The organism is Acidovorax cavernicola, from assembly GCF_003581445.1.
Genome location: NZ_QXMN01000015.1, coordinates 90,594 through 115,799, shown reverse-complemented (window position 1 = coordinate 115,799; position 25,206 = coordinate 90,594). Strand labels below are relative to the sequence as shown.

The 25,206-nt window shown below is 66.4% G+C and carries 26 protein-coding genes; 8 read left to right on the top strand and 18 right to left on the bottom strand.

The features are described 5' to 3' along the window. Positions 1–5 precede the first annotated feature (5 nt). A complete protein-coding gene (locus D3H34_RS14350) occupies positions 6–947 on the bottom strand; it encodes a LysR family transcriptional regulator (protein ID WP_119554183.1) in 942 nt (313 codons plus the stop codon). Between the two features lie 239 nt (positions 948–1,186). Here D3H34_RS14350 and D3H34_RS14345 point away from each other — a divergent pair, with 239 nt between their 5' ends. Further along, complete coding sequence (locus D3H34_RS14345) at positions 1,187–2,347, top strand: porin (protein ID WP_119554182.1); 1,161 nt, start codon at positions 1,187–1,189, stop codon at positions 2,345–2,347. An 8-nt stretch (positions 2,348–2,355) separates the two neighbouring features. Here the strand turns inward: D3H34_RS14345 and D3H34_RS14340 are convergent, their stop codons facing one another. Next, positions 2,356–2,766, bottom strand: a complete 411-nt coding sequence (locus D3H34_RS14340; protein WP_119554181.1) for an OsmC family protein — start codon at positions 2,764–2,766, stop codon at positions 2,356–2,358. Positions 2,767–2,958: 192 nt separating this feature from the next. On the opposite strand from D3H34_RS14340, the gene D3H34_RS14335 reads away from it, so the two are divergent. Beyond that, positions 2,959–3,171: a hypothetical protein gene (locus D3H34_RS14335; protein ID WP_147400428.1), complete on the top strand. Its 213-nt coding sequence runs from the start codon at positions 2,959–2,961 to the stop codon at positions 3,169–3,171. Between the two features lie 42 nt (positions 3,172–3,213). Here the strand turns inward: D3H34_RS14335 and D3H34_RS14330 are convergent, their stop codons facing one another. The 11 genes from D3H34_RS14330 to D3H34_RS14280 all read right to left on the bottom strand — a co-directional run bounded on the left by D3H34_RS14330 (position 3,214) and on the right by D3H34_RS14280 (position 14,734). After that, positions 3,214–4,005: a class II aldolase/adducin family protein gene (locus D3H34_RS14330; RefSeq protein ID WP_119554179.1), complete on the bottom strand. Its 792-nt coding sequence runs from the start codon at positions 4,003–4,005 to the stop codon at positions 3,214–3,216. A gap of 25 nt (positions 4,006–4,030) precedes the next feature. Beyond that, entirely contained in the window at positions 4,031–4,960 is a 930-nt protein-coding gene (locus D3H34_RS14325) for an NAD(P)-dependent oxidoreductase (protein WP_119554178.1), read from the bottom strand. A 4-nt stretch (positions 4,961–4,964) separates the two neighbouring features. After that, positions 4,965–5,948: a Bug family tripartite tricarboxylate transporter substrate binding protein gene (locus tag D3H34_RS14320; RefSeq protein WP_119554177.1), complete on the bottom strand. Its 984-nt coding sequence runs from the start codon at positions 5,946–5,948 to the stop codon at positions 4,965–4,967. A 67-nt stretch (positions 5,949–6,015) separates the two neighbouring features. Next, the gene (locus tag D3H34_RS14315; protein WP_119554176.1) at positions 6,016–7,188 is read right to left on the bottom strand and encodes an aromatic ring-hydroxylating dioxygenase subunit alpha; all 1,173 of its coding nucleotides are present in this window, start codon (positions 7,186–7,188) and stop codon (positions 6,016–6,018) included. A 42-nt stretch (positions 7,189–7,230) separates the two neighbouring features. Further along, positions 7,231–8,208 (bottom strand): PDR/VanB family oxidoreductase, encoded by a 978-nt coding sequence (locus tag D3H34_RS14310; RefSeq protein ID WP_119554175.1) that lies wholly within the window; start codon positions 8,206–8,208, stop codon positions 7,231–7,233. Next, positions 8,205–8,831, bottom strand: coding sequence for a MarR family winged helix-turn-helix transcriptional regulator (locus tag D3H34_RS14305; protein ID WP_167481201.1), 627 nt, complete (start codon positions 8,829–8,831; stop codon positions 8,205–8,207). Before D3H34_RS14305 ends, D3H34_RS14310 begins: the two co-directional genes overlap by 4 nt. A 481-nt stretch (positions 8,832–9,312) precedes the next feature. Further along, positions 9,313–10,767 carry an NAD-dependent succinate-semialdehyde dehydrogenase gene (locus D3H34_RS14300; protein WP_119554173.1) on the bottom strand — a complete coding sequence of 485 codons (1,455 nt, stop codon included), beginning with the start codon at positions 10,765–10,767 and terminating at the stop codon, positions 9,313–9,315. Between the two features lie 94 nt (positions 10,768–10,861). Further along, on the bottom strand, positions 10,862–11,785 hold the full coding sequence (gene hpaD / locus D3H34_RS14295; RefSeq protein WP_119554172.1) for a 3,4-dihydroxyphenylacetate 2,3-dioxygenase: 924 nt from the start codon (positions 11,783–11,785) through the stop codon (positions 10,862–10,864). A 2-nt stretch (positions 11,786–11,787) separates the two neighbouring features. Continuing rightward, complete coding sequence (gene hpaE / locus D3H34_RS14290) at positions 11,788–13,251, bottom strand: 5-carboxymethyl-2-hydroxymuconate semialdehyde dehydrogenase (RefSeq protein ID WP_119554171.1); 1,464 nt, start codon at positions 13,249–13,251, stop codon at positions 11,788–11,790. 50 nt (positions 13,252–13,301) lie between these two features. Continuing rightward, a complete protein-coding gene (locus tag D3H34_RS14285; RefSeq protein WP_119554170.1) occupies positions 13,302–14,048 on the bottom strand; it encodes a fumarylacetoacetate hydrolase family protein in 747 nt (248 codons plus the stop codon). Further along, the gene (locus D3H34_RS14280; RefSeq protein WP_119554169.1) at positions 14,045–14,734 is read right to left on the bottom strand and encodes a fumarylacetoacetate hydrolase family protein; all 690 of its coding nucleotides are present in this window, start codon (positions 14,732–14,734) and stop codon (positions 14,045–14,047) included. Before D3H34_RS14280 ends, D3H34_RS14285 begins: the two co-directional genes overlap by 4 nt. 87 nt (positions 14,735–14,821) lie before the next feature. Between D3H34_RS14280 and hpaR the strand changes: the two genes are divergently transcribed. The 6 genes from hpaR (at position 14,822) to D3H34_RS33940 (ending at position 19,400) form a co-directional block, all read left to right on the top strand. After that, on the top strand, positions 14,822–15,307 hold the full coding sequence (hpaR, locus tag D3H34_RS14275; RefSeq protein ID WP_119554168.1) for a homoprotocatechuate degradation operon regulator HpaR: 486 nt from the start codon (positions 14,822–14,824) through the stop codon (positions 15,305–15,307). Between the two features lie 171 nt (positions 15,308–15,478). Next, positions 15,479–17,539 (top strand): elongation factor G, encoded by a 2,061-nt coding sequence (gene fusA / locus D3H34_RS14270; RefSeq protein WP_119554167.1) that lies wholly within the window; start codon positions 15,479–15,481, stop codon positions 17,537–17,539. A gap of 129 nt (positions 17,540–17,668) precedes the next feature. Further along, positions 17,669–18,292 (top strand): pentapeptide repeat-containing protein, encoded by a 624-nt coding sequence (locus tag D3H34_RS14265; protein ID WP_119554166.1) that lies wholly within the window; start codon positions 17,669–17,671, stop codon positions 18,290–18,292. After that, positions 18,262–18,495: a response regulator transcription factor gene (locus D3H34_RS14260; protein WP_434057689.1), complete on the top strand. Its 234-nt coding sequence runs from the start codon at positions 18,262–18,264 to the stop codon at positions 18,493–18,495. Before D3H34_RS14265 ends, D3H34_RS14260 begins: the two co-directional genes overlap by 31 nt. Before the next feature lie 12 nt (positions 18,496–18,507). Next, positions 18,508–18,888 (top strand): hypothetical protein, encoded by a 381-nt coding sequence (locus D3H34_RS14255; protein ID WP_119554164.1) that lies wholly within the window; start codon positions 18,508–18,510, stop codon positions 18,886–18,888. A gap of 197 nt (positions 18,889–19,085) precedes the next feature. Beyond that, positions 19,086–19,400: a hypothetical protein gene (locus tag D3H34_RS33940; protein ID WP_147400427.1), complete on the top strand. Its 315-nt coding sequence runs from the start codon at positions 19,086–19,088 to the stop codon at positions 19,398–19,400. A gap of 74 nt (positions 19,401–19,474) precedes the next feature. On the opposite strand, the gene D3H34_RS14250 is transcribed toward D3H34_RS33940, so the two are convergent. The 5 genes from D3H34_RS14250 to urtD form a co-directional block, all read right to left on the bottom strand. Next, entirely contained in the window at positions 19,475–21,883 is a 2,409-nt protein-coding gene (locus D3H34_RS14250) for a DNA polymerase II (RefSeq protein WP_434057688.1), read from the bottom strand. Between the two features lie 250 nt (positions 21,884–22,133). Then, positions 22,134–22,478: a zinc ribbon domain-containing protein gene (locus D3H34_RS14245; RefSeq protein ID WP_119554163.1), complete on the bottom strand. Its 345-nt coding sequence runs from the start codon at positions 22,476–22,478 to the stop codon at positions 22,134–22,136. Positions 22,479–22,496: 18 nt separating this feature from the next. Further along, positions 22,497–23,729 carry a formamidase gene (fmdA, locus tag D3H34_RS14240; RefSeq protein ID WP_119554162.1) on the bottom strand — a complete coding sequence of 411 codons (1,233 nt, stop codon included), beginning with the start codon at positions 23,727–23,729 and terminating at the stop codon, positions 22,497–22,499. Positions 23,730–23,759: 30 nt separating this feature from the next. After that, positions 23,760–24,461 (bottom strand): urea ABC transporter ATP-binding subunit UrtE, encoded by a 702-nt coding sequence (gene urtE / locus D3H34_RS14235; protein WP_119554161.1) that lies wholly within the window; start codon positions 24,459–24,461, stop codon positions 23,760–23,762. A gap of 1 nt (position 24,462) precedes the next feature. Further along, positions 24,463–25,206 carry an urea ABC transporter ATP-binding protein UrtD gene (urtD, locus tag D3H34_RS14230; protein WP_119554160.1) on the bottom strand — a complete coding sequence of 248 codons (744 nt, stop codon included), beginning with the start codon at positions 25,204–25,206 and terminating at the stop codon, positions 24,463–24,465.

Here is a 25,206-nt window from a genome sequence, read left to right as displayed (position 1 = left end):
TAGCTTCAAGGGTGCTTCGCGGCGTAGCGGAACAGATAGTCCTTCAGCACGTTCGCCGCCTCCCCGCGTTCTTCGCGCACGCTCAGGATGCCCAGCGGCGGCAACGCGGGCATGTCCGTCACGTCGAGCAGCGCGAGCTGCCCCATGTCGATGAACTGGCGCATCACGCTGTAAGGCGTGAGGGTGAGCAGCGTCTCGCTCTGCAGCTGGGCCAGCACCATCGCGCTGGAGCGGACCTCGAGCTTGCGGTAGCGCGCCACCGCGCCGTGCTCGGCCATGAGGGCGTCGAAGGTCTTTCGCGCGTGCGTCGCGGGGTGCAGCATGAGCCACATCTCGTCCAGCAGGTCTGCCAGGCGCAACCCGCGCTTTCGCACCAGCGGATGGCGCGGGCCCGCGACGACCACGAGCCGGTCGGGCAGGAGCTCGGCGAATTCCCAGCCTTCCGGCCACACCGATGGTTCCCGGCACAGCATGAGGTCGACCTCGCGGTTGGAGATCAACGCGCTCGACTCCGCGGCATTGGCCTCCTGCAGCTGCACGAGGATGTCGGGCTTGGCGCGTCCGAAGGCCGGCAGCGCGCGCACCAGCAGGCCGTTGACGGCACCGTGGATCGCGCCCACTCGCACGATGCTATGGCCGCTGGACTGGCGAAAGGCCACGAACTGCGTGCCCGCCTCGAGCGTGGCGAGCGAGCGCTGCACGAACGGCAACAGCTCGCGCGCCATGTCCGTCATGCGCATGCCGCGCGCATGGCGATGGAACAACGGGCACTGCAGAAACTCCTCCAGGTCGGCCACCAGATGCGTCACCGCAGGCTGCGTGAGACCGATCGCATCGGCCGCGCGCTGCGCACTGCCGAACTCGGCGATGGCGGCGAAGGCCTGCAGGTGACGAAAGCGCGCACCCGTCATGAGACGCGCATAGAGAACAGCAGACGACGGAGTCATGGCACGGGAGCAGGCCGCAACGGCCCGGGCGGGAAAGCCCGCATGCTAAGCGCCCGTTGCATGCGCGGCCATGGGTTGTCTCCCTGAGGCCGAGGCATCGAGGCGCACGGCTTCAACGCGCGCCCAGCCATAAGCAAAGCCGACCCCTGGGCCTGAATTTTCATTTGTTGCGCCCCCACCCCGAAAGAAGAATCGCGGCCGGCCACGCAGCCCTCAGCACAACAACGGAGACACGACGCATGAAGAAGAAATTGACCGCCCAGGCCACCCTGGCCCTGGCCCTTGCCGCATCGGGCGCGGCGCACGCCCAGTCCAAGCTCACGATCTTCGGCGTGCTCGATGCGTCGATCACGTCGACGACCAACCGGGCGCAAGATCTGTCGCCGCGCGGTGGCAGCGTTGCGCTCTCGCGCACCGAACTGGCCAACAGCCGCAGCGCCAGCAGCCGGCTGGGCTTCAGCGGCCAGGAGGACCTGGGCGGCGGCATGGCGGCAGCGTTCTGGCTCGAAGCGCCCGTGACCAACGACGACGGCGCCACCAGCATCGCCACGTTCTCGCGCCGCTCGACCCTGAGCCTGCTGGGCCCCTTCGGCGAGCTGCGGGTGGGCCGCGACTACGTGCCGGTGTTCGTCAACGACGTGCTGGTAGACCCCTTCAGCTTCAACGGCGCCGGTGCCGCTCTCACCTTCATCGCCAACACCGGGTCGCGGCTGGACCGCGCCTCGCGCGCCAGCAACTCGATCGGCTACTTCCTGCCGCCGAACCTCGGTGGCTTCTACGGCCAGGCGATGTATGCGCTGCACGAAGGCACCAAGCAGACGCAGTGGACCACGCCGCCGGCGCCCAACAGCACACGCACCGGGCGCCACATCGGCGCGCGCATCGGCTACGCGCAAGGGCCGCTGGACATCGGCATCGCCATCGGACGCAGCACGACCGGCGACGACTACGCAGCCGGCACCACCGACGAGGTGCAGCTCGCGAGCCTGGGGCTGAGCTACGACTTCAACTTCGCCAAGTTCTATGCCGGTGTGAACCGCAGCAAGGCCAGCCGCGACTATGCGAAGACGCCGGTCTCGCCGCTGCCCGATGCCACGCTGAACAGCGCCGTGGTCGGCGTGACGGTGCCGGTGGGTGTCGGCGTGATCCGGGCGACCTACTCAAGGGCCGTCTATGACGATCACCTGCCCGACAACCGACCCGACCCGCAGGCGAGCAAGTTCGCGCTCGGCTACATGCATCACCTGTCCAAGCGCACCGCGCTGTATGCCACGGTGGCCAGGCTTCGCAACAAGAATGGCGCCGCCCTGACCATCGGCGGGCCGGCCTTCATGCGCAGCGCGTCGCTCGTGCCGACAACGTCGACGGGGTACGACATCGGCATCCGGCACGCGTTCTGATCTGCAGCTCAGGCAGCCGCCGCCCCGCGCTCGCTCGTGATCTCCGCGCCTTCGCGCATGGTCTTGGTGACCGGCGTGTTGACCACCACCTCGAGCAGGCGGCTCCATTGCGCATCGGTCAGCGGGCCGCTGGCGTGCAGCACGCGGTGGATGTGCGCCTTGCCGTCCGCGTCCTTGGAAAAGCTCAGCTCGGCCTTGAATTCGCCGAGTTCCCAACCCTTGCGCTGCGCGTACATCCGCAGCGTGATCGCGGTGCAGGCGCTGAGCGCCGCCAGGTAGTAGTCGTAGGGCGCCGGCCCCGCGCCCTGCCCGCCCAGCGACGCCGGCTCGTCGGCCGTGAGCTGAAACTTGCCGACCTGGATGCGGTGAGTGAAGTCGACGTCGGTGGAGACGATCGTTGCGGAAACTCCGTGGCCCATGAGGTGCTCCTTGTTGACAAGCGAGCATTCTGGCGCGGGCGGAACGCCCCGATGACATCTGCGCCAACGGGGTTGATCCAGGCGCCCATAATGTCCGCCGGGCGGCCATGCCAGGGGTCGCCAGCCACCCGGGGCCTGTGCTTGCACTCCCGGGCGCGCCGCCTTCCTGCCTGACATCCACGGGACGACACCATGAGCGCATTGCACATGTTTCTACCGGTATCCGAACCTGCACGCAGCGAAGCGCTGGCGCAGTTCATCAAGACCCATCACCTGCCCCGCCATCTCGTCAGAGGCACCTCGCGAAACATGCCGAGCGAGTGCGGGCCGCCCGCCCCGCTCCGCACGATGCAGGAGTTGCCACAGGCCTCGGTGCCGCAGCCTGAGGCCCTGTCGGCGAAGTGAACGCCGGCGCGGGTCATCGCTGACCCTTCGTCGGCTGGACGATCAGGGATTTCCGCGCAGCTCCTCGGCGCCGAGGTCGAGCTGCCGCAGCAGCGCATCGAAGAACATCTGTCCGCGGCGCGCCGTGCCCACATGCATGGGCTTGGATTGCTCGGGAATGCGCGCCAGCACCGTGTCGGGCACCTGTTGATTGGCGCCTTGCATGGCATCGGTGCGCGCCTGGATATCGCAGGCGCGCTGCAGGATCCAGTAGCTCATGAGCGCGTCCGGCACATGCGCGCCCACCGCCAGCAGGCCGTGGTTGCGCAGGATCAGGTAGCGCTTCTCCCCGAGGCTTTCGACGATGCGCTCCTGCTCGTCGAGGTCGGTGGTGATGCCTTCGAAGGCGTGGTAGGCCACCTTCCCTTGCAGCGAGGCCGCATAGAAGTTGTCGTGGCGCAGGCCCTCCGCCTTGCACGCGACCGCCATGCCGGTGTCGGTATGCGTGTGCACCACGCAGTGCGCATCGCTGCGGGCCGTGTGCACCGCACTGTGGATGATGAAGCCGGCCCGGTTCACCGGGTACGGCGACGGCGCGCGCTTCTCGCCGGCTGCGTCGATCTTGAGCAGGTTGTGCGCCGTGATCTCGCCGTACAGCAGGCCGTAGGGATTGATCAAATAGGTCGGCACGTCCCCGTCGTCTTCGAGACGCAGGGAGATGTGGTTGAAGATGACTTCCGACCAGCCGAAGCGGTCGAAGATGCGATAGCAGGCCGCAAGTTCAAGCCGGGCGCGCCACTCGTGGGGCGACATGCCCTCGGGCACCTGGGCGCTGAGTTGATCGATGAGTGTCATGAGGGTCGGGTGGGAAGAAAAGGAATCAGTAGCCAAGCGCGCGCTCGACCAGGTTCGGGTGCGGCTCGCCATGGCGCAGACGGCGCATGGCCTCCACGACGGTCCGGGCCACCGCTTCGGAGGACGGCTGCGACGCGACGTGCGGCATGACCTGCAGGCCACGCGTGCGCCACTGAGGTGCGTCGGACGGCAGAGGCTCCTGGCGATGCACATCGAGCACGGCGGCCGCCAGGCGCCCTGCTTCCAGCGCCTGCGCCAGGGCCGCGTCGTCGATGACCTCGCCACGGCCGACATTGATGAGCATGGACTTCGCGGGCAACTGCGCCAGCAACTCGGCATCGATGAGGTTCCCGGTCTGCGCGGTGGTGGGCAAGGTGCACACGAGCACATCGGTCTGCGCCAACGCCGCCGCGAGAGCCGAGCGACCCGGCAGCACCTCGACGCCCTCGACCGGGCGCCCGCTGCGGCTCCACCCTCGCACCTGGAAGCCGACCGAGCCCAACATGCGTGCGATGGTGGCGCCGGTGTGCCCCAACCCGAGCACGGTGGCGAAGGCACTGCCGTACGGCGCCGGCGCATGCCGCAGCCACTGTGCGTTGCGCTGCTGTTCGACATAGGACGCGAACTGGCGCACATGGCCGATCGCATGGCCGCACACGTACTGCCCGATCTGCGCCGCCTGGAGCGGATCGGTCACGCGCACCACGGGCAACTCCGGCGGCAGGTCGGGCGCCGCCAGCAGCTTCTCCACACCCGAGGACGCCGCACACAGCAGCCGCAGTTTGGGAAAGCGCGACAACACACCCGGCATCAGCCGGTACGCCACGACACACTCGATGCGTTCGGGATCGGCCTCTTCGAGATCGGTGGCGATCTCCAGGTCGGGATCGAGCGCGTTGATGCGCTGCACGATCGGCTCCGGCGGCTGCGGATGGCTCAGCAGAAGAACACCCATGGTGTCAGTCCAGGGTCGCGCCGCTGGCCGCGATGAGTTTCTGCCACACGGGACGCTCGCGGTCGAACAGCGCGGCAAACGCCGCCGGCGTGCTGCCCACCGGGATCAGGCCCAGCGTCGCGAAACGCTCGCGCACCGAGGGAAGCGTCAGCATCTGGCTGATCCCCTGCTGGAGGCGTGCGACGATGGCAGGCGGCGTTCCCTTGGGCGCATAGGCCACCCCATACAGGCCCAGCTTGAACGCGTCGACGCCCTGCTCCGCAAAGGTCGGCACGCCGGGAAGGCCCGGCGAGCGCGCGGCACCGGTGACGGCGATCACCACCGCGTCGCCCTTTTCCTGGAAGGTACGCGCACCGTTGGGGCTGGCCCAGGTCATGTCCAGGTCGCCGCGCGACATGTCGACCAGCGCCGCCAGCTCCCCCTTGTAGGGGACATGAACCAGCTTGATGCCGAAGGCGTTCTCGAGAATGACGCCGAAGACATGGGCCGACGAGCCGTTGCCCCAGGAGCCGAACGTCATGCCGTCGCCCTTGGTCTTGGCGTACGCAACAAGCTCCTTGAAGTTCTTGACGCCCAGTTTCTTGGGGACGACCAGTGCAATGCTGGAGTCGTAGACGACGCTGATCTTCTGCAGGTCGGCCGTCTCGAAAGGCAGGTTCTTGTAGAGATACGGGTTCATGAACTCAATCGAGCTGGTACCGAACAGGATCGTCTGCCCGTCTGGGCTCGCATTGCTGAGGACCGCGGTTCCCAGGGTGCTGTTGGCCCCTGGGCGGTTCTCGACGAAGAACGACTGCTTGAACTGCTGGGTCAGCTGGTCGGCGATCAACCGTCCCGCCACATCGACGATGCCGCCAGGGGACTGGGGAACGATGATCTTGACCGGGCCTTTCGGATAGGCGTTGGCGGGCTGCGCGAATGCACGCAGGGGGTGGGCCATGCCCATGGCCAGGCCGGCCAGGGCAAGGGAACGACGGTGGGGATTCATCGGGGGTTGTCTCCAGAAAAAGAATCGGGGCGGTACGGAAACCAGGGCAATCAAGGCGATCAGGGAATCAGGCGTGATCCAGGAAATTTCCGGATTCGGACGAGATCCATTCCTGGCCCTCGACAAAGGCAACACCCACCGGGTCTTGGCCGCTCTTGACGGCCTGCACCTGCTTGACGAGAAAGCGCCGCAGCATCGCGATGCCGCGATCGGTGGTGGCCAGGTTCTCTTCGTTATGGGCGGTGATATCGCCCTGGCTCACCTGGGCTTCGTAGTCGCCGGGGAACATCTGGTGCTCCTGCGGCGTGAGGTCTGTCCAGGCCTTGCCGTTCATGCGCGAACGGATCTGCCCCAGCGCCCCCACTTCGCGCACACGCCCCGCGCTATAGATGCGAAAGTGCGTGTCATCGATGGGCAGCACCCAGCCGATCAGGCTGCAAGGGCCGTACTCCTCGACGCGGGGGCTGGGCACCACGCGCAAGGTGGGCAACATGGCCTCCGTCACGCGGCGGTGCACGCTGCCGTCCGGCAGGCGACGCAGCTGCATGCTGCGGATGCCCAGGTCGTAGTAGTCAAAACTCACGTCCGGCATCAATCCCATCTGGGCCACGAACTGCGTGCCACTGAACGAGCCGTGCAGGATCGGCACGTGGTACGGATCGACCACGTTCTCGTAGTGCTGCAGCCAGTTGCACGGAATGATCGCGGGGCCACCGCCGCCGATGCTGCTGTCGTCCGCCTCGAGGAACTCACCCTCGCCGAGGTTCTCCAGCAGTTCCAGGCGCGGCAGCAACGGCTTGCGGTCCAGCGGGCCCAGGTAGGCAAAGATCAGGCCGTAGCGCTCCTCGACCGGATACCAGGGCTGGCGCACGCGCGCGCAGTGGTTGTTGTTCGGCTCGCAGGGCTGGTCGACGCACTGGCCGTCCACGGCGAACATCCAGCCGTGGTAGCAGCAGCGGATGCCCTCGTCTTCCGTGCGGCCGTAGTACAGCGACGCACCGCGGTGCGCGCAGCGTTCATGCAGCAGGCCCGGGCGGCCCTGCCGGTCGCGGAACAGGATCAGGTTTTCGCCCAGCACACGCACGCGGCGTGGCGTTTCGCCGGCGTCGCTGGCCAGCCCCACGGGATGCCAGTAGCGGCGCAGCAGTTCACCCATGGGGGTGCCGCGCCCCACTTCGGTGATGTCGGCCAGATGGCTGGGCTTGGGGAGGTCGTAGGCCGTGCGGATCGGGATGGTCATGACGTGGGGAGTAGTTGAAGGAAGAAGCAGAACGCGGGGATCTCAGAGATCCAGCACGATGCGGTCGCCGCTCGCACGCGAGCAGCAGACCATGAGGGTCTTGCCCTCCGCGCGCTCACGGGGACTGAGCACCACATCGCGGTGATCGGGCGTGCCGGCGACCACGCGGGTTTCGCAACTGCCGCACACACCGCTGCGGCAGGAATGGGGCACGTCCACGCCGGCATCCAGCAGGACATCGAGGATCGAGCACACCGGCGAGACGACAAATTCCCCACCTGTGCGCGCCAGCGCCACGACGAAGCTGCCGCTGGGCAGTTCGGCGCTGACAGCGGGTGCGGCGAAGTGCTCCACATGGCAGCACTCGGGCGGCAGGTGCGCGGTGGCGCCGGCGAAACCGCGGAGCATGGCTGCGGGACCGCAACAATAGAAGTGCGTGCCGGGCGCCGCTTGGTGCACCAGGCCTTCGATATCCAGCGGCGCGCCTGCCTCATCGTCCACATGCAGTTGCACGCGCTCGCCGTAGCGCTGCAGCAGCGCCGCAAAACCGGCACGGTCGCGGCTGCGCACGCAGTAGTGCAGCTCCCAGGCGCGCTGGGTGCGCTGCAACGCATCGGCCATCGCCAGCAAAGGCGTGATGCCGATGCCGCCGCCGATCAGGCATGCCGGCCCCGACCCGGTGTCGAGTGCGAAATGATTGCGCGGGGCACCCACGCGCACGCCCTGTGCAGGACGCAGGCTGTCATGCACCCAGCGCGATCCGCCGCGCGTGCCGGGATCGCGCTGCACGCCGATCCAGAGGCTGCGCGTCGCATCGCTGGGCAACACGGAGTACTGGCGAACGCCGACGCCGGGTACCTGCAGGTCGACATGGGCGCCCGGCGCAGCCACCGGCCAGTCGACACCGTCGGTGCGGACCAGCTCCAGCGACAGGATGTCTTTCGCCTCGACGCGCATGCTGCGCACCATCGCGTCGAACACGGCCTCGGCGCCCGTGGCCTGCGCTGCGCTCAGGCTCATGCGCGCCCCCGACCTTGGCCCGCCGCGCCGTCGATCAGGTCGCCCAACATGCTGTGCAGGCGACGCGCGTAGTCCAGATCCAAGGCCACTCCCGGCGACGTTGGCCCGGATGACGGCTCGTGCAGCGGCTGCTCCTGCCGCTCCATGCCCAGCATCTCGCGCGTGCCGACGATCAGTTTTTCGACGGACGCCAGCAGCTGCGCCCGCTCCCGCTCGCTCAGCACCGAAAGCCAGCGCTCGTTGCGCTGCTGCGCTTCGGCGTAGATCGCGCGATGCAGGACCTGCCCTTCGGAGGTCAGCCGCACCGAAATGGCCCGCTGGTCCTGGTTGTCGCCCAGCTTTTCCACCAGGCCTCGCTCCACGAGGCGGCCGATGATCTTGCTCGCGTGGCTCTTCTCGATGTCCGACTCCTGGCAGATTTCCTTGAGCGACAACGCACCGAAGGTGCCGACAAGCCCGACCACGCGGGCCTCCAGCATGCGCAGCCCGAACAGCTGCAGAAAACGCAGTTCGGCATGGCGGGCGGACATGCCCGCCAGCAGGTGGATGCGGAACGAAGGCAGGGCACGGAACGTGCCCGGCTGGGGCAGCTTGTCCTCGTGGGTGGGGATCAGTCCGTTCATTTTGGTTGTCATGTTAAGTAGGTGAATTCTATTCTTCATGGTTGTCACAGACAACCAATCTGGCAATCAAATTTCGATGTATCGGTAGGTGATTTCCCTCTGAATTCGATTTCATCGTCGATCCATCTTTCCAATAGTTTCCATGGAAACATCAACAAGAAGCAGGAGCCGCCCAGGCAAAGGCATGCCATGGCACGAAGCCCGTGGCCTTGGTGAAAGAGAGAGAGAAGGGGGAATTGCGCGCGGGGCTGCTGCCCCGCGGGAACCGGCGGCGCGGCGCGCAGGCGCCGCCGGAGGGATCAGAAGGTGTGAATGAATCCGGCGTGGCCGAGCAGCCCGCCCAGGCGCGGCCCCTCAAGGCGCAAAGCGCAGCCATGGCTCGGGCCATGGCGAGCATTTGCAACGCCGAGGGGGCGTGTCTGGGCGGGATGAGCGGGCATGGCGGGTTCGTTCACACCTTCTCAGGCCTGGATCGCCTGGATCAAGCGATGCAGAGGTACTTGGTGTCCAGGTACTCGTCTATGCCGACGGCGCCGCCTTCGCGGCCCATGCCCGACTGCTTCACGCCGCCGAAGGGCGCCACCGCGGTGCTGATCAGGCCGCTGTTGATGCCGACCATGCCGTACTCCAGCGCCGCCGACACGCGACGGATGCGCTGGTGATCGCGGCTATAGAAATAGGCCGCCAGGCCGAACTCCGTGTCGTTGGCCATGCGCACCGCTTCTTCGTCGCTGCCGAACCTGAACAGCGGCGCCACCGGGCCGAAGACCTCCTCGCGCGCGATGCGCATCGCCGGCGTCACGCCGGTGAGGATGGTGGGTTCGTAAAAGGTGCCACCCAAGGCATGGCGACGACCGCCCATGTGCACCGTCGCACCCAGCGCCACGGCGTCGGCCACCAGTTCTTCCACCTTGGCCAACGAAGGCTCGTCGATCAGCGGCCCCTGGGCCACGCCCTCCTCCACGCCATTGCCGACGCGCATGGCCTGCACGGCGACCCGCAGCTTGGCCGCGAAGGCGTCGTACACCTTCTCGTGCACCAGCAGGCGGTTCGCGCAGACGCAGGTCTGGCCGGTGTTGCGGTACTTGGAGACCATGGCACCCTCGACGGCCGCGTCCAGGTCGGCATCCTCGAACACGATGAAGGGCGCGTTGCCGCCCAGCTCCAGCGACATGCGCTTGAGCGTCGGCGCGCACTGCGCCGCGAGCACGCGGCCGATCTCGGTCGAGCCGGTGAAGGTCAGCTTGCGCACGTCCGGGCTGGCGGTCAGCGCGCCGCCGATGGCGCGTGCGTTGCCGGTGAGCACGCTGAACACGCCCGCCGGCACGCCCGCGCGCACCGCCAGCTCCACCATGGCCAGCGCGCTCAATGGCGTCTGCGATGCGGGCTTGACCACGATGGTGCAGCCGGACGCCAGCGCAGGCGCGACCTTGCGCGTGATCATCGCGGCGGGGAAGTTCCACGGCGTGATCGCCGCGCACACACCCACGGGCTCGCGCACGACCACGATCTGCTTGTCTGCCCAGGGCGAAGGCACGGTGCTGCCATAGATGCGCCGCGCTTCTTCCGCGAACCATTCGATGTAGGAGGCCGCATAGGCGATCTCGCCACGCGCTTCGGCCAGGGGCTTGCCCTGCTCCGCAGTCATGAGCTGCGCCAGGTCTTCCTGGTGCTGTTGCATGAGCGCGAACCAGCGGCGCAGCACGGCGGCGCGCGCCTCGGCGGTCTGCGCGCGCCAGGATTTCAGCGCGCGGGACGCACCCGCGATGGCGCGGCGCGTCTCCTCGGCGCCCATGTCGGGCACGGTGGCGATGAGCGCACCGGTGGCCGGGTTGCACACCTCGAGGGTGGCGCCACTGTCGGCGACCACCCATTGGCCATCGACGTAGGCATGCGAACGCAGCAGGGAAGGATCGGCAAGAACGAGTTGAGTCATGGTTTCTGAAAACTCCACGGAAGACTTCGAAGGGACGCGACAAGGCACCGCCCCGCGCAAAGCCCGGGGCGGCGAACAACGATGAAGACCGGCCTTACAACCGGGAGACGGCCTGGAAGCCTTCGGCGCTGGAGGCCTGCGCCTTGGGAATGGCGTGCCCGTCCTGCGGCGTGACGGGCAGCACGGCGTTGATCTGCCCGGTGCCCGAGGAGCCGAAGTACGGCGTGATGACCTCGGCCTTGCCGTCGTAGGCCGACCAGCCCAGGGCGCCCATCAGCATGGCGGTGTCGTGCATGAAGCCTTCACCATGGCCCTTGGTGGAGTACTCGGGCAGCATGGTGCAGAAGTCCGCCCATTCGCCGTTCTCCCACATGCGCACGACGTCGTGGTCCATGCGCTGCAGCAGCGGGCTCCAGGTGCGGTCGGCGTACTGCGGTGCCAGGCCGTTCTGCGCGAAGCGGTGCGACAGCGAACCGCTGGCCAGGAAGGCGACGTTGCCGTCGTAGTGGTCTTCCACCGCGCGGCGCATGGCCCAGCCGAGACGGGCGCTGTCGTTCAGGTAATGGCTGGTGCACAGCGCCGACACGCAGATGGCCTTGAAGTGCAGGTCGTCGTTCATGTAGCGCATCGGCACCAGCGTGCCGTACTCCGGCCCCAGCGTGGTTGCGTCGTGGGCCAGCGTTTCCACGGCCCATTCGTTGCAGGCCTGCGCCAGCAGCCGACCCAGGCGCGGGTTGCCCGGGATCTCATACGGCATGTTGCTGATGAAATGCGGCAGCTCGTTGCTGGTGTACACGCCCTTGAAGTGCGGTGCGCAATTCAGGTGATAGCTGGCGTTGACCAGCCAGTGGGTGTCGAACACAACGAAGGTGTCGACATCCAGTTCACGGCAGCGCCGGCCGATTTCCTTCAGGCCGTCGATCGCCGCCTGCCGGCTGCCCTTGCGCGGGCCGTCGAGTTCGCTGAGGTACAGCGAGGGCACATGCGTGATCTTGGCCGCGAGTGCGAGCTTGCCCATGGTCAGACGCCCCAGTGCGGAATGTGGTGCGAGCCCATCGACACCGCGACGTTCTTCGGCTCGCAGAACACTTCGTAGCTCCAGGTGCCGCCTTCGCGGCCGGTGCCCGAGGCCTTGGTGCCGCCGAAAGGCTGGCGCAGGTCGCGCACGTTCTGGCTGTTGACGAAGCACATGCCGGCCTCGACAGCGGCGGCCACGCGGTGGGCCTTGCCGATGTTCTCGGTCCAGACGTAGCTGGAGAGGCCGTAGGCGATGTCGTTGGCCAGCTCGATGGCGTGCGCCTCGTCCTTGAACGGGATCAGGCAGGCGACAGGGCCGAAGATCTCGTCCTGCGCGATCTTCATGCGGTTGTCGACGTCGGCGAACACGGTGGGCATCACGTAGTTGCCCTTCTTCACGCGGTCGGGCAGGTTCGCGGGCGCATCGAGGCCGCCGCACAGGATCGTGGCGCCCTCCTTCGGGCCCAGCTCGATGTAGCTGCGCACCTTGGCCAGGTGGGCCTGCGAGATCATCGGGCCGACGATGGTCTTCTCGTCGAGCGGATCGCCCACGGTGATGCGCTTGGCGCGCTCGGCGAACTTCGCGGCGAAGTCGGCGTAGATCGACTGCTGCACCAGGATGCGCGAACCAGCCGTGCAACGCTCGCCGTTGTTGCTGAAGATCATGAACACGGCGGCATCGAGCGCGCGGTCGAGGTCGGCGTCGTCGAAGATCACGAAGGGGCTCTTGCCGCCCAGCTCCATGCTGAACTTCTTCAGGCCCGCGCTCTTCACGATGCGGTTGCCCGTGGCGGTGGAGCCGGTGAACGAGATGGCACGCACATCAGGGTGCGCCACCAGCGGCTCGCCGGCTTCCTTGCCGTAGCCGTGCACGAGGTTCAGCACGCCGGCCGGAATGCCCGCTTCGAGCGCCAGCTCGCCCAGGCGCGCGGCGGTCATCGGCGACAGCTCGCTCATCTTCAGCACCGCGGTGTTGCCGAAGGCCAGGCACGGCGCGACCTTCCAGGTGGCGGTCATGAAGGGCACATTCCACGGGCTGATGAGCGCGCACACGCCCACCGGATGGAACAGCGTGTAGTTCAGGTGCGTGGGCGTGGGGTAGGTGTGGCCGTCGACGCGCGTGCACATCTCGGCGAAGTAGTAGAAGTTGTCGGCCGCGCGCGGCACGAGCTGCTTGCCCGTTTGCGCGATGACCTGGCCGCAGTCGTTGGTCTCGGTCTGCGCGATCTCGGGTACGTTCTTGGCGATCAGGTCGCCGAGCTTGCGGATCAGCTTGGCGCGTTCGGTCGCGGGCAGGCCGGCCCACTTGGGAAAAGCCTCCTTGGCCGCCGCGACCGCGGCGTTGACCTCGGCCTCGCCGCCCGAAGCGACCTCGGCCAGCACCTCCTGGGTGGCGGGGTTGACGGTCTCAAAGTAGTCTCGGCCGGCAACCTGCTTGCCGTTGATGAGGTGATCGATTTTCTTCATGGCTTGGCTTTCGGTTCAGGATAAAAACAGGCGCGCCCGCGAAGGCGCCATCAGGGGGTGTCCGTGATCGTGTTGACGAGACGGCCCACGCCTTCGATCTCGGTGACGACCTCGTCGCCCACCTTGCAATCGGCCACGCCGTGCGGCGTGCCCGTGAGGATCAGGTCGCCCGCATTCAGCGTCATGAAGCTGGACAGGTGGACGATCAGCGCCGGGATGTCGAACACCATGTCGCGGGTGTTGCCGTCCTGGGTCAGCGTGCCGTTGACCCAGCTGCGCAGGCGCAGGTTCATCGGGTCGGGCACGTCGGCCGCGTCGACCAGCCACGGTCCGACCGGCGTGCAGGCATCGCGGTTCTTGACGCGCAGGTTCGGGCGGTAGTAGTTCTCCAGGTAGTCGCGGATCGCGTAGTCGTTCGCGACGCAATAGCCGGCCACCATGTCGTAGGCGTTCTCGCGGGCCACGTTGCGGCAGCTTCGGCCGATCACCACGCCGAGTTCGCACTCGTAGTGCATGTAGGTGACGTCCGCCGGCCGGTGGCTGGTCCGGCGATGGCCGGTGAGCGCGCGCGGTCCCTTCAGGAACACCAGCGGTTCCTCGGGCGCCTTGCCGAAAGCCAGCTCCTTGGCGTGGTCGGCATAGTTCAGGCCCAGGGCGAACACGGTGCGGAATGCCATCGGAGGCAGCCAGTGCACGGCGTCCTCCTGCAGCAGCCGGCCGTCGGGGAGTGCCACTGCACCGCCCTGCTCGCGCACGTCCAGCACCTGGCCGCCCCAAAGAATCCGTCCGCGCTTCATGCCTGATCTCCCTGCACGCTCTCTGCCACCAATTGGAAGGACAGGCTGCCCAGCCCTTCCACCTCCACACGCACCACGTCGCCCGCGCGCGCCAGCGGCGAACGATCGGCGCCGCCCAGCAGCATCACGTCGCCGGCGTCCAGCGTCATGAAGGCAGTCACGTCGGCCAGCAACTGTGCGAGGGGACGCACCAGCGATGAGAAGTCGCGCCGGTCCACCTCGACCTCGTTCACGAAGGTCCGGACCTGCAGCTGCTCGATCGACAGGCTATCGGCCAGCGGCAGCACCTCGCTCATCGGCAGGAAGCCGTCGCGGCAACGCTGGCGAATCGCCGGGCGGTACACGCTCTCGTGCGGCAGCGAGAGGTCGCACGCGATCCGGCAGCCGGCCACAAAGGTCAGCGCATCGTCGACGCCCACCCGCGTGGCCGCGCGGCCCAGTACCAGCCCCAGTGTGGGGTTGACCTGCACCACGCCCGGATCGGCCGGCACCCGCACCTGCGCGCCCGGCGCGACATGCGTGTTGACCGGCTTGATGTACAGCACGGGCGCCTTCGGCGGCGCCTTGTACGGCGCCCCATGGAAGGCAGCCTCCATGCGCTGGTGCGTCGCACGGTCGTTCAGCAGCACGCCATACACCGTCGGGGGTTGCGGCTCGATGGCCGCCGTGGAACGTATTTCGCTCATGTCGATCATTTAGTTAACATGACAACTATAAAGCAGTACGGCGGGATGTCAACCCGGCACGCCCCTGCCCTTCGTAGAATTCGCGCCATGCCTGCCGCCACGAACACCGACCAGCACCTTCGCAACTTTTCCCGCTCGCTGCCCATGGCATTGCTGCGCGCGCGGGAATCGGTCATGGGGCGCTTCCGGCCGATGCTGCGGGCACACGGACTCACGGAGCAGAAGTGGCGACTCCTGCGGGCCATGGCGGCCTCCGACGGCAAGCTGCGCCCCATCGAGCTGTCGCAGATGACGTGCATCAGCATGCCCAGCCTGTCGCGGCTGCTGAAGTCGCTGCAGGCGCTGGACCTCATCAAGGACAGCCCGCACGCCCGCGACCAGCGCAGCACCGAATTCGCCCTCACGGCCAGCGGCCGCGCCCTGGTGCGCAAGGTCGCGCCCCACTCCGAAAAGATCTACGCGGAGATCGAGCGGCTGGTCGGCGCCGAGGAAACCGAGCACATCTACCAGCTGTGCGAGCGCATCAGCCAGCGGCTCGGCGCCGGCGACATGGACGAAGCCGGCGAAGACTGACACCCGGGCCGTCGATGTCGCGCCTTCGCGCGTGACCAGGTGCTGGAGGCCGACACCTCCATCGACTTGCATCGGCGCGGTCAATCCCGTACGCTGACCCGACGTCCGCGTGCCACCCGAGCCCTTGCAGGCCGCCGGGCCGGCCTTCCGGACGCGCAAAGGAGTCCAGTCATGCCAAGCCGATCGAACGGCGCTGCCGCCGACATGGAAGCTGTGCGAACCCTGGCGCTCGTCGGCGCCGCGGCCGCCGGAAAAACCTCCCTCGCCGAGGCCTTGCTGTACAAGGCGGGCGCCATCGGCGCATCCGGCAGCATCGAGCGCGGCAGCACCGTCAGCGACCACGACCCGCTGGAGCGCCGCCTGCAGCACTCGCTCAACGCCTCGGTGATGCACCTCACGCATGCCGCCACGCGCATCCACCTCATCGACACGCCCGGCGGGCCCGACTTCCTCGGCCAGAGCCTGCCGGCCCTGGAAGCGGTCGAAACGGTGGCGGTGGTCATCAACGCCGCCACCGGCATCGAGCCGATGGCGGTGCGCATGATGGACTACGCGGCCTCGCGCCACCTGGCCCGCATGATCGTCGTCAACAAGATCGACTCACAGGGCATCTCGCTGGCGGGCCTGCTGGCCGACATCCAGGCGACCTTCGGTCGCGAATGCCTGCCGCTGAACCTGCCCGACGGCGTCAACCGGCAGGTGATCGACTGCTTCTTCAACCGCTTCGGGCGCTCCGACTTCGGCCCCGTCGAAGCGGCGCACCGCGCGCTGGTCGAGCAGGTGGTCGAGGTCGATGCGGCCTTCGTCGACCGCTACCTCGAGGAAGGCGATGTGGACCCGTCCGAGCTGCACGCGCCGCTCGAGCAGGCGCTGCGCGAAGGCCATCTGATTCCGGTGTGCTTCGTCTCGTCGCGCAGCGGCGCCGGCGTGGCCGAGCTGCTGGACATCATCGTCAAGCTCCTGCCCGACCCGACCGAGGCCAACCCGCCGGACTTCCTCGTCGGCGAGGGCACCGAGGCCCAGCCCATGCAGGCCACACCCGACCCGTCGCTGCATGTGCTGGCGCACGTGTTCAAGGTCACGATCGACCCCTATGTCGGCAAGATGGGCATCTTCCGCGTGCACCAGGGCACGGTCACGCGCGACAGCCAGCTCTACATCGGCGATGGTCGCAAGCCCTTCAAGGTGGGACACCTGTTCATGCTCCAGGGCAAGGACCACATCGAGGTGTCGCACGCGGTCCCAGGCGACATCGTGGCGGTGGCCAAGGTCGACGACATCCATTTCGACGCCGTGCTGCACGACGCGGCCGAAGACAGTCACGTCCATCTCGCGCCGCTGGCGTTCCCGGTGCCCGTGTACGGCCTGGCCGTGGAGCCCAAGCGCCGTGGCGACGAGCAGCGCGCCTGGGAAATCCTCGGCAAGCTCGCGGCCGAAGATCCGTGCCTGCGCATCGAGCACGTGGCCGCAACCAACGAGACGGTGCTCTACGGCCTGGGCGAGCTCCACCTGCGCATCGTGCTCGACCGCCTGCGCGAGGTGTACCGCTTCGAGGTCCAGACGCGCGCGCCGCACATCGCCTACCGCGAGACGGTGACCGCACCGGCCGCGGGCCACCACCGCCACAAGAAGCAGAGCGGCGGCGCCGGCCAGTTCGGCGAAGTCTTCCTGCGCATAGAACCGCTGGCGCGCGGCACCGGCTTCCAGTTCGTCGACGAAGTCCGGGGCGGCACGATCCCGGGCCAGTTCATCCCCGCCGTCGAGAAAGGCGTGCGCGAGGTGCTGGCATGCGGCGCGATCGCCGGCTACCCGGTGGTCGACGTGCGCGTGGTGGTGCACGACGGCAAGCACCACAGCGTGGACAGCAAGGACATCGCCTTCGCGACCGCCGGCCGCAAGGCCTTCATGGCCGCGATCCAGGAGGCCCAGCCGGTCGTGCTCGAACCCATCGTGCAGATCGAGATCGCCGTGCCCGAGCATTCGGTCGGCGACGTCGTGAGCGACATGTCGTCGCGACGCGGCCTGATCACCGGCACCTCGGGCACGGGTGCAGGCACCGTGACCATCGGCGGCCAGGTGCCCGAGGCCGAGCTGGCCAACTACCAGTCGCGGCTCAATGCAATGACCAGCGGCCAGGGCCGCTACACCATCGCCTTGTCACACTACGACGCCGTACCGCCGACCGTGCAGCGCACGCTGATGGGCCAGTACAAGGTGCGTGACGAGGACTAGGAGCGGCCTGAAGGCCGGGGCTGCCACGGCGTGCCTTCAAGGCGCAGTAGCATGCGCCCCGGCGAAAGCCTGCCACCCCGTGGCCGCTGGCTGCGCGCCGCCCTCCCCCCCACTCGTGAAAGCACCTCCATGGCAGAACGCGCACACGGCGCAGTCGCACCGCCGACCCACAGCACCATTGCCGGCGCCAGCTGGTACGGCCAGGACATCGTGCAGCAGGTGCACACCGCCGTGCTGTTCCGGGACCTCGACATGAGCGAGGTCCACAACACCGGCTCGGTCTTCACCGACTGCACCTTCCGCCACGCCCGCTTCAGCACGTCGACCCATGTCGACGCCGCCTTCGTCAACTGCACCTTCGTGGCCTGCAAGTTCTTCGAGGCCAGCTTCAGCGACTGCAAGTTCACCGGCAGCATGTTCGACGGCTGCATGTTCGACCTCATGAAGGTGACCGGCGGCGATTGGTCGTTCGCGGGATTGCCGGGGGCCGATCTGCGCCGGGCGTCATTCGCCGGCACGCGATTGCGCGAGGCCGACCTGACCGGGGCCCGTTGCCAGGGCGGCTCGTTGCGCGACCTCGACCTGTCCGGTGCCTGGCTGCACAGTGCGGACCTCACGAAGTGCGATCTGCGCGGCAGCGACCTCAGCGCCCTTGAGCCCACCAACGTTCAGCTCCAAGGTGCGGTCATCACCGCCTTGCAAGCCCTGGTCATCGCCGAGGCATTGGGGCTGGACGTGCGCGCCGAGGACTAGCGACGCACGCGGGAATCAAGCCACGCGAGATCGAGATCCTGCAGTTGCTGGAACAATCGATGCCGAACAAGCGCATCGCCCTGACCCTGAACACCACGCTCGAAACCGTGAAGTGGAACCTGAAGAACATCTTCGCCAAGCTCGGCGTACCCAGCCGCTACGACGCGATGATGGTCGCACGCAAACGCGGACTGATCGACTGAAGCGCCGACCCTATGGACTACCTCGCGGAACTTCGAATTCAAGGCTTCCATCAGGCCGATGACACGCCGGACTCCGAAGGTCGCGTGGAATTCAACGCCGACCTCTTCCGAGGGACACCGGATGAGGTGACGGTTCAGGTGTACGCCGTCGATCAGCAGGCGATTGAACGCGAGGTCATGCCCGTACTGGAGGCCGTCCTGCCCCGGATCGACGAGATGGTCGATGCGCTCGGCGAGATCGATGCCGACCTGGCGCAGGTCATCTTGTTTCGAGGTCGACTCGGCCTGCATTTCTGGTCGAGTGGCGTCAACAACGAGTTCACGGCGGTCTACACGCGCGGCGACGGCCGCTGGGGCTGGCAGGGATTCGGCGATATCTTCGCGGACGACTGAGCGAGTGCGCTTGGCGAGTCGGAATCAAGTGCTTCATCAGGCCGGGCACGGCAAAGGCTGAAAAGCCATGGGTTTGTCAGAGCACCCGCTCGTTTGTCAGGCGCAAAGAAAAACGGCCTAGGCGATTAACGCCCAGGCCGTTGATTTCATTTCTTGTTTTTGGTGTGAAACCGATCTAAAGATGACCGGAAAGACGCATGGATCCTAATTTTGGTCAATTCGAAAAAATCGATGGTAACTGTGGCGGTCGCGATGATCGCCTTCGATTGCTAAGACGGGATCGAAAGAGCCACCAATACCGGCATTACTATACGGGTGAAATAAAACGCTTGGCACCGCACCCGCACCCGTCTGACGCTACGCCGTTCAACACCACCGTGGAAGTCAATCGACTATCGAATGAAGGTCTCGAAGTGCGCCCGAGTCTCTTGGATCGCCGCAACCACTTCAGTGGCAGCTGTGGCTTTTTGGAAAACCTTCTTCCGAGCGACAGCGGCAACATCTCACACTGAAGATTCTCGGAGAACTGCAGTGAGCCCAGGGCACGTCCCGGGCTCACGCCAGGTCAGGGCTTCGAGCAGGGCGGCTAGAAGAGATTGCGCTGCATCGTCGTCAGCGCTGCGAAGCTCTCACCCAACGGATACAGGATTGCGTCGGCAATCGGCTGGAGCTGCTTGCCAAGGTAGTGTTCGTAGTCGATGAGCGACTGCCGCGCCTCCAGTGGCTCCGGGCCGTTCTGGGTCATGACGTACTGGATCCAGCCGCCGTGTTGGTACTGCCTCGGACGGCTCAGCCTGAGGTTGTGGTCGTCGGCGAGCCGTGCGGCGCGCACTTGCGGCGGGACGTTGACCTGATAGGCATCGAGACGGTGGCGCAGGCGCTTGCGGTACACGAGCAGATCATCCTTCGCGCCGGCCAGCGTGTCCTGCGCGTAAGTGGCCACGAATTCCCGGTACGGCTCGCCGCGGAAGATGCGTGACAGCAGGCCTTCCTGGAACTGACGCGCCAGTGGCGTCCAGTCGCTGCGAGCCATCTCCAACCCTCGGTAGACCATTTCTTCCTTGCCGTCGGCGTTGACGCTCAGGCCGGCGTAGCGCTTCTTGCTGCCGACGTCCGAGCCGCGGATGGTTGGCATGAAGAACCGCGCATAGTGCGTGTCGAACTCGATTTCAAGGAAGCTCTCCAGCCCTTGCTCGTCGCGCAGCTTGTTCGACCACCAGGCATTGATGTCACGGACCAGCTCCGCAGCGACGGCGTGGGCCTCGGCGTTGGTGTGGGTACGCTTGAGCCAGATGAAGATGGAGTCCGTATCGCCGTAGATGGCTTCGTACCCCCGCTGCTCCACAAGGTCTCGCGTGACCTTCATCATCTCGTGTCCCCGCAGCGTGACGGCAGAAACGAGCTTGGGATTGAAGAAACGGCATTCGGACGCTCCCAACACCCCGGCGAAGGAGTTCATGAGCAGCTTCAAAGCCTGGGACAGCGGCTCGTTCCTGGCCCGCTTGGCCTCATCGCGGGCACGCGACAAGGTGGTCACAATGCCCGGCAGGCAGTGCACTTCGCGCGAGAACCGCGTCCCTTGCGGACCATGCACGACGGCCTCGGGGTCGATCGCGTCCGAGCCTTTGACCAAGCCTACGGGATCGACCAGAAAAGTCCGGATGATGGAGGGGTACAGGCTCTTGTAGTCCAGGACCACGACGGAGTCGTAGAACCCGGGCTTGGAGTCCATCACGTAGCCACCGGGATAGGCCTTGGCCGCGATGTCACCCACGTTCGGCGCCACATAGCCGAGCCGGTGCATGCGCGGCAGATAGTGGTGGTTGAATGCGGCGATGGAGCCGCCGAAGTGGTCAGCCTGCAGGCCGGTGGTCTGCGCGCGTTCCAGAACGAAGTCCAGCAGCCTGGTCTTCTCGAAGATGCGCAGTACCAGTTCGCAGTCGCGGATGTTGTAGGTAGCCAGGGCCGGCTTGTCCTCCTGGTAGCGCCGCTCGATTTCGGCCATCTTGTCGTACGCGTCGCCGATATCCTTGCCCTCGCCCAGCAACGCCTGGGAGACAGCCTCCAGACTGAACGACGGAAAGCTCCACATCGCGGCCCGAAGCGCCTCGATGCCATCGATGACCACCCGACCTGGCATCGGCGCGAACAGGTACCCCTGCTTCCCCGGGTGGGTCCGCCATGCGATAGCTTGCCTCTCACGGCCTAGCAGCAACGGCACCCCACAAGCATCTGCCGCTTTCTGCAACACACGCAGGTCGAACTGCACCACGCTCCATCCGACGATGACATCCGGGTCATGCTCAGCGAACCAGCCGTTCAGCCGCTCGAGCATCGTGGCGCGGTCCTGGCAATAGACGAGCGTGAAGTCAAGCTGCTCTACAGAGAGGGCAGGCTCCGCGCCGAGCATGAAGACTACGCGGCCTCCCCCGCCGTCCAACGCGATGGAGTACAGGTCCTCGGTAGCGCTCGTCTCGATGTCCAGCGAAACCACCTTTATCGCAGGGCGGTAGTCGGGGGCCGACTTGAGCCGGCCATCGAAGATGGTGAGGCCATCCTGGCGGCCGCCCTCAACCAATACGCCCGCCGTGATGAATCGCTCCATGAGGTAGCGGTCGTGCGGACGGATGTCGACTTCGTACAGCGGGATCTGCTGCGCCTGCAACACCCGTGCAAGCTTGCTGAGCTGGCGGAACCGCGTTGTGTAAATACCAAACACTGGCTCTCCGCCGAAGGTCTTGAGCGCAAGCTCGCGGACTTCCAGTCCAGGCAGGAACGCAAGCTGCGCCTCGACTGCAGCCCGATGGCGGACTTGGGCAAATGCGACCGTTGTCTGCGCCGTCAGCACAACCTTCCGCGGTCCAACGTCCGTTGCCAACCAGTACTCGATCTGAGTTCCGGTCGGAGCGTCGCGCCAGTGACGCGTGAGGACGAAGCCTCCTAGTTCGTTGGACGCCACGAAAGCCAAGAATTTGAGTGCGCCAAGGACGCGGATTGAAGCCACCTATTCTCGCTGATGGCCCTTCATCTCGGTGAGGGCGGCGAGGCTAATGTGCATCCGTCCATGATTCCAACGAGCCGTATCGGCCCGGCAGGTCGCATGCCACCGGCTCCAGACAGCCAAAAGCGGCCTCTTGCCAATAATCTTGATTGGTCGATGGACACTCAAGAAGCCGACGATAGCCCCTCAACACCCCGTCGGTGACTGAATCAACGATCGCCCTTCTTGGGGGTGAACATTGATTTCAATGGCTGATCATCCAAGGCCGCCGCGATGGGGCCGATTTCGCGCCGTTCGGCGCGGTCTGCGTGGCACTTCGCCGCGACGATCCCGAGCAGCAGCCGCAGCCCGAGGGATGCCGCAGCCGCGCGTAGTCGCGCGAGCTCGAAGGTTCGTGCCGCGCGCGTTCGTTGGTGGCCATCGCATGGCGCGTGTCGGCGGCCATCAGCGCCAGGCGCGGCGCCGCGGTGAACACGCGCGGCGAGGCCGCGCCGCAATCGGGGCATGCGGCCGGCTCGTCGCGCTGGCCCGAAGGCCGCAGCGATTCGAAGCCGCCGCACTGCCCGCAGGCGTAGTCGTAGGTCGGCATGGGCGGGGCCTTCTTTCTTCAGCGCAGGTCGTGCGACAGCGGCATGTCGATGCTGCCGTCGAACATCTTCACCGGGCCCGCGGCGTTCGGGTTGATGTCGAAGTCGAAGATGCCCGTGGGCAGCCACAGCGTGGCGCACGAATTGGGCACGTCGACCACGCCGCTGATGTGGCCCTGTACGGGCGCGGTGCCCAGGATCGAATACGCCTGCGCGCCCGAGTAGCCGAACTTCTTCAGGTACTCGATGGCGTTCAGGCAGGCCTGGCGGTAGGCCACGTTCACGTCCAGGTAATGCTGCTTGCCGCTCTCGTCGACCGAGATCCCCTCGAAGATCAGGTAGTCGTTGTACTGCGGCGTGATCGGGCTAGGCTTGAAGATCGGGTTCTTGATGCCGTACTTGGCCATGCCGCCCTTGATGAGCGAGACCTTCATGTGCACCCAGCCTGCCATCTCGATGGCGCCGCAGAAGGTGATCTCGCCGTCGCCCTGGCTGAAGTGCAGGTCGCCCACGCTCAGGCCCGCGCCGTCGACGTACACCGGGAAGAACACCTTCGAGCCGCGCGACAGGTCCTTGATGTCGCAGTTGCCGCCGTGTTCGCGCGGCGGCACGGTGCGCGCGCCCTCGGCGGCGGCCTTCGCCCTCGCCTCGCCGGTCATCTTGCCCATGTGGGCGGTGCCGGCGAACGGCGGATTGGCCAGGCCAGGCACGCGGTCCGGGTCGGTGGCGATGAGCTTGCCTTCGCGCTCGTTCCACAGGTCGAGCATGGGCTTGTCGGGCAGGCAGCCGATGAGGCCGGGGTGGATCAGGCCCGCGAAGTTCACGCCCGGGATGTGGCGCGAACTCGTGAACATGCCCTTGAAGTCCCAGATCGATTTCTGCGCTTCGGGGAAATGGTCGGTCAGGAAGCCGCCCCCGTTCTTCTTCGAGAAGAAGCCGTTGAAGCCCCAGAGGCTGTCCTGCTTGGCGCCGATGTCCAGCAGGTCGACCACCAGCAGGTCGCCAGGCTCCGCACCCTTCACGCCCACCGGGCCCGAGAGGTAGTGCACCGTGCTCAGGTCGATGTCGCGCACGTCGTCGGCGCTGTCGTTGTTCTTGATGAAGCCGCCGGTCCAGTCGAAGGTCTCGAGGATGAAGTCGTCGCCCGGGTTGACCCAGCAGGCCATCGGGATGTCCGGATGCCAGCGGTTGTGGATGTTCTCGTTCTCGGTGGGCGGCTTGGTCAGGTCGACCTTGATCAGCGTGTCCGTCATGCAGTGGCTCCTGGTTGGTGGTGGTGTTGGTTAAACGGAGAGATAGGCCTTGATGCGGTCGACGTCGGTCGTGTCGCGCGCGGTCTCGTGCACGAGCCGTCCGCCTTCGATCACGAAGAGCCGGTCGGCCACGTCCATCGCGAAGCTCAGCACCTGCTCGGACACGACGATGGTGATGCCGCGCAGCTTGCGGATCTCGTTGAGCGCGCGGGCGATGTCCTTGATGATCGAAGGCTGGATGCCCTCGGTGGGCTCGTCCAGCAGCAGCACTTTGGGGTCGGTGACGAGGGCGCGCGCAATGGCGAGCTGCTGTTGCTGGCCGCCAGAAAGGTTGCCGCCTTTGCGGTTCTTCATGTCCCACAGCACGGGGAACAGCGCGTAGATCTCGTCGGGAATGCGCCGCGTCTTCGCGTTCTCCAGGCCGGTCTGGATGTTCTCCTCGACCGTCAGCGTCGGGAAGATCATCCGCCCCTGCGGCACGTAGGCGATGCCCTTGGCCACGCGGCGAAAGCTCTCGTCGCGCGACACGTCCTGCCCAGCTACTTCGATGCGCCCGCTCTTGAGCGGTAGCACGCCCATGAGACTCTTGAACAACGTGGTCTTGCCCATGCCGTTGCGCCCCATGATGGCGACGGTCTCGTTGGCATGGCCCACGAACGAGAGGCCGTGCAGCGCCTCGCTCTGGCCGTACGCCACGTGCAGGTCTTCGACCTTCAGGTTGATGTTGCTCATGTCAGTGGCCCAGGTAGACGTCGATGACCTTCGGATCGGCCTGCACCTTCTCCATCGGTCCTTCGGCCAGGATCTTTCCCTGGTGCATCACGGTGACCTTGTGTGCGATCTGCTTCACGAAGGCCATGTCGTGCTCGATGACGATCACGGCACGGTTCTGGCAGATGCGCTTGAGCAGCTCGGCCGTGAGTTCGCGTTCGCGCGCGCTCATGCCGGCGATGGGCTCGTCGAGCATCAGCAGCTCGGGCTCCTGCATCAGCAGCATGCCGATCTCCAGCCACTGCTTCTGGCCGTGACTCAGCAGACCAGCCTCGGTGCCGAGCTTGTTGGCCAGGCCGATCTCGTCCGCCACCGCCTGCACCCTGCCCTTCACCTCGTCGTCGCACTGGAAGGCCAGCGCACCGAAAACCGAGCGGCCTTTCGGGAACGACACCTCCAGGTTCTGGAACACGCTGAGGTTCTCGTAGATGGACGGCGTCTGGAACTTGCGTCCGATGCCCAGCCGCACGCGCTTGTGCTCGGCCATCTTCGTGAGTTCGGTGTTCTTGAACTTGATGCTGCCGGCGCTGGCGCGCGTCTTGCCGCAGATCAGGTCGAGCAGCGTGGTCTTGCCCGCGCCGTTCGGGCCGATGATCACGCGCAGCTCGTTCCTGTCGATGTACAGCGTCAGGTCGTCGATGGCCTTGAAGCCGTCGAAGGAGACGGTGAGGTCTTCCACGGCGAGCGCGAAGTCGGTGTTGCTCAT

Bases quoted from the DNA above. Each gene is read 5' to 3' on its own strand.
- D3H34_RS14350 (WP_119554183.1), bottom strand. From the start codon at position 947: ATGACTCCGTCGTCTGCTGTTCTCTATGCGCGTCTCATGACGGGTGCG.
- D3H34_RS14345 (WP_119554182.1), top strand. From the start codon at position 1,187: ATGAAGAAGAAATTGACCGCCCAGGCCACCCTGGCCCTGGCCCTTGCC.
- D3H34_RS14340 (WP_119554181.1), bottom strand. From the start codon at position 2,766: ATGGGCCACGGAGTTTCCGCAACGATCGTCTCCACCGACGTCGACTTC.
- D3H34_RS14335 (WP_147400428.1), top strand. From the start codon at position 2,959: ATGAGCGCATTGCACATGTTTCTACCGGTATCCGAACCTGCACGCAGC.
- D3H34_RS14330 (WP_119554179.1), bottom strand. From the start codon at position 4,005: ATGACACTCATCGATCAACTCAGCGCCCAGGTGCCCGAGGGCATGTCG.
- D3H34_RS14325 (WP_119554178.1), bottom strand. From the start codon at position 4,960: ATGGGTGTTCTTCTGCTGAGCCATCCGCAGCCGCCGGAGCCGATCGTG.
- D3H34_RS14320 (WP_119554177.1), bottom strand. From the start codon at position 5,948: ATGAATCCCCACCGTCGTTCCCTTGCCCTGGCCGGCCTGGCCATGGGC.
- D3H34_RS14315 (WP_119554176.1), bottom strand. From the start codon at position 7,188: ATGACCATCCCGATCCGCACGGCCTACGACCTCCCCAAGCCCAGCCAT.
- D3H34_RS14310 (WP_119554175.1), bottom strand. From the start codon at position 8,208: ATGAGCCTGAGCGCAGCGCAGGCCACGGGCGCCGAGGCCGTGTTCGAC.
- D3H34_RS14305 (WP_167481201.1), bottom strand. From the start codon at position 8,831: ATGAACGGACTGATCCCCACCCACGAGGACAAGCTGCCCCAGCCGGGC.
- D3H34_RS14300 (WP_119554173.1), bottom strand. From the start codon at position 10,767: ATGACTCAACTCGTTCTTGCCGATCCTTCCCTGCTGCGTTCGCATGCC.
- hpaD (WP_119554172.1), bottom strand. From the start codon at position 11,785: ATGGGCAAGCTCGCACTCGCGGCCAAGATCACGCATGTGCCCTCGCTG.
- hpaE (WP_119554171.1), bottom strand. From the start codon at position 13,251: ATGAAGAAAATCGATCACCTCATCAACGGCAAGCAGGTTGCCGGCCGA.
- D3H34_RS14285 (WP_119554170.1), bottom strand. From the start codon at position 14,048: ATGAAGCGCGGACGGATTCTTTGGGGCGGCCAGGTGCTGGACGTGCGC.
- D3H34_RS14280 (WP_119554169.1), bottom strand. From the start codon at position 14,734: ATGAGCGAAATACGTTCCACGGCGGCCATCGAGCCGCAACCCCCGACG.
- hpaR (WP_119554168.1), top strand. From the start codon at position 14,822: ATGCCTGCCGCCACGAACACCGACCAGCACCTTCGCAACTTTTCCCGC.
- fusA (WP_119554167.1), top strand. From the start codon at position 15,479: ATGCCAAGCCGATCGAACGGCGCTGCCGCCGACATGGAAGCTGTGCGA.
- D3H34_RS14265 (WP_119554166.1), top strand. From the start codon at position 17,669: ATGGCAGAACGCGCACACGGCGCAGTCGCACCGCCGACCCACAGCACC.
- D3H34_RS14255 (WP_119554164.1), top strand. From the start codon at position 18,508: ATGGACTACCTCGCGGAACTTCGAATTCAAGGCTTCCATCAGGCCGAT.
- D3H34_RS33940 (WP_147400427.1), top strand. From the start codon at position 19,086: ATGGATCCTAATTTTGGTCAATTCGAAAAAATCGATGGTAACTGTGGC.
- D3H34_RS14245 (WP_119554163.1), bottom strand. From the start codon at position 22,478: ATGCCGACCTACGACTACGCCTGCGGGCAGTGCGGCGGCTTCGAATCG.
- fmdA (WP_119554162.1), bottom strand. From the start codon at position 23,729: ATGACGGACACGCTGATCAAGGTCGACCTGACCAAGCCGCCCACCGAG.
- urtE (WP_119554161.1), bottom strand. From the start codon at position 24,461: ATGAGCAACATCAACCTGAAGGTCGAAGACCTGCACGTGGCGTACGGC.
- urtD (WP_119554160.1), bottom strand. From the start codon at position 25,206: ATGAGCAACACCGACTTCGCGCTCGCCGTGGAAGACCTCACCGTCTCC.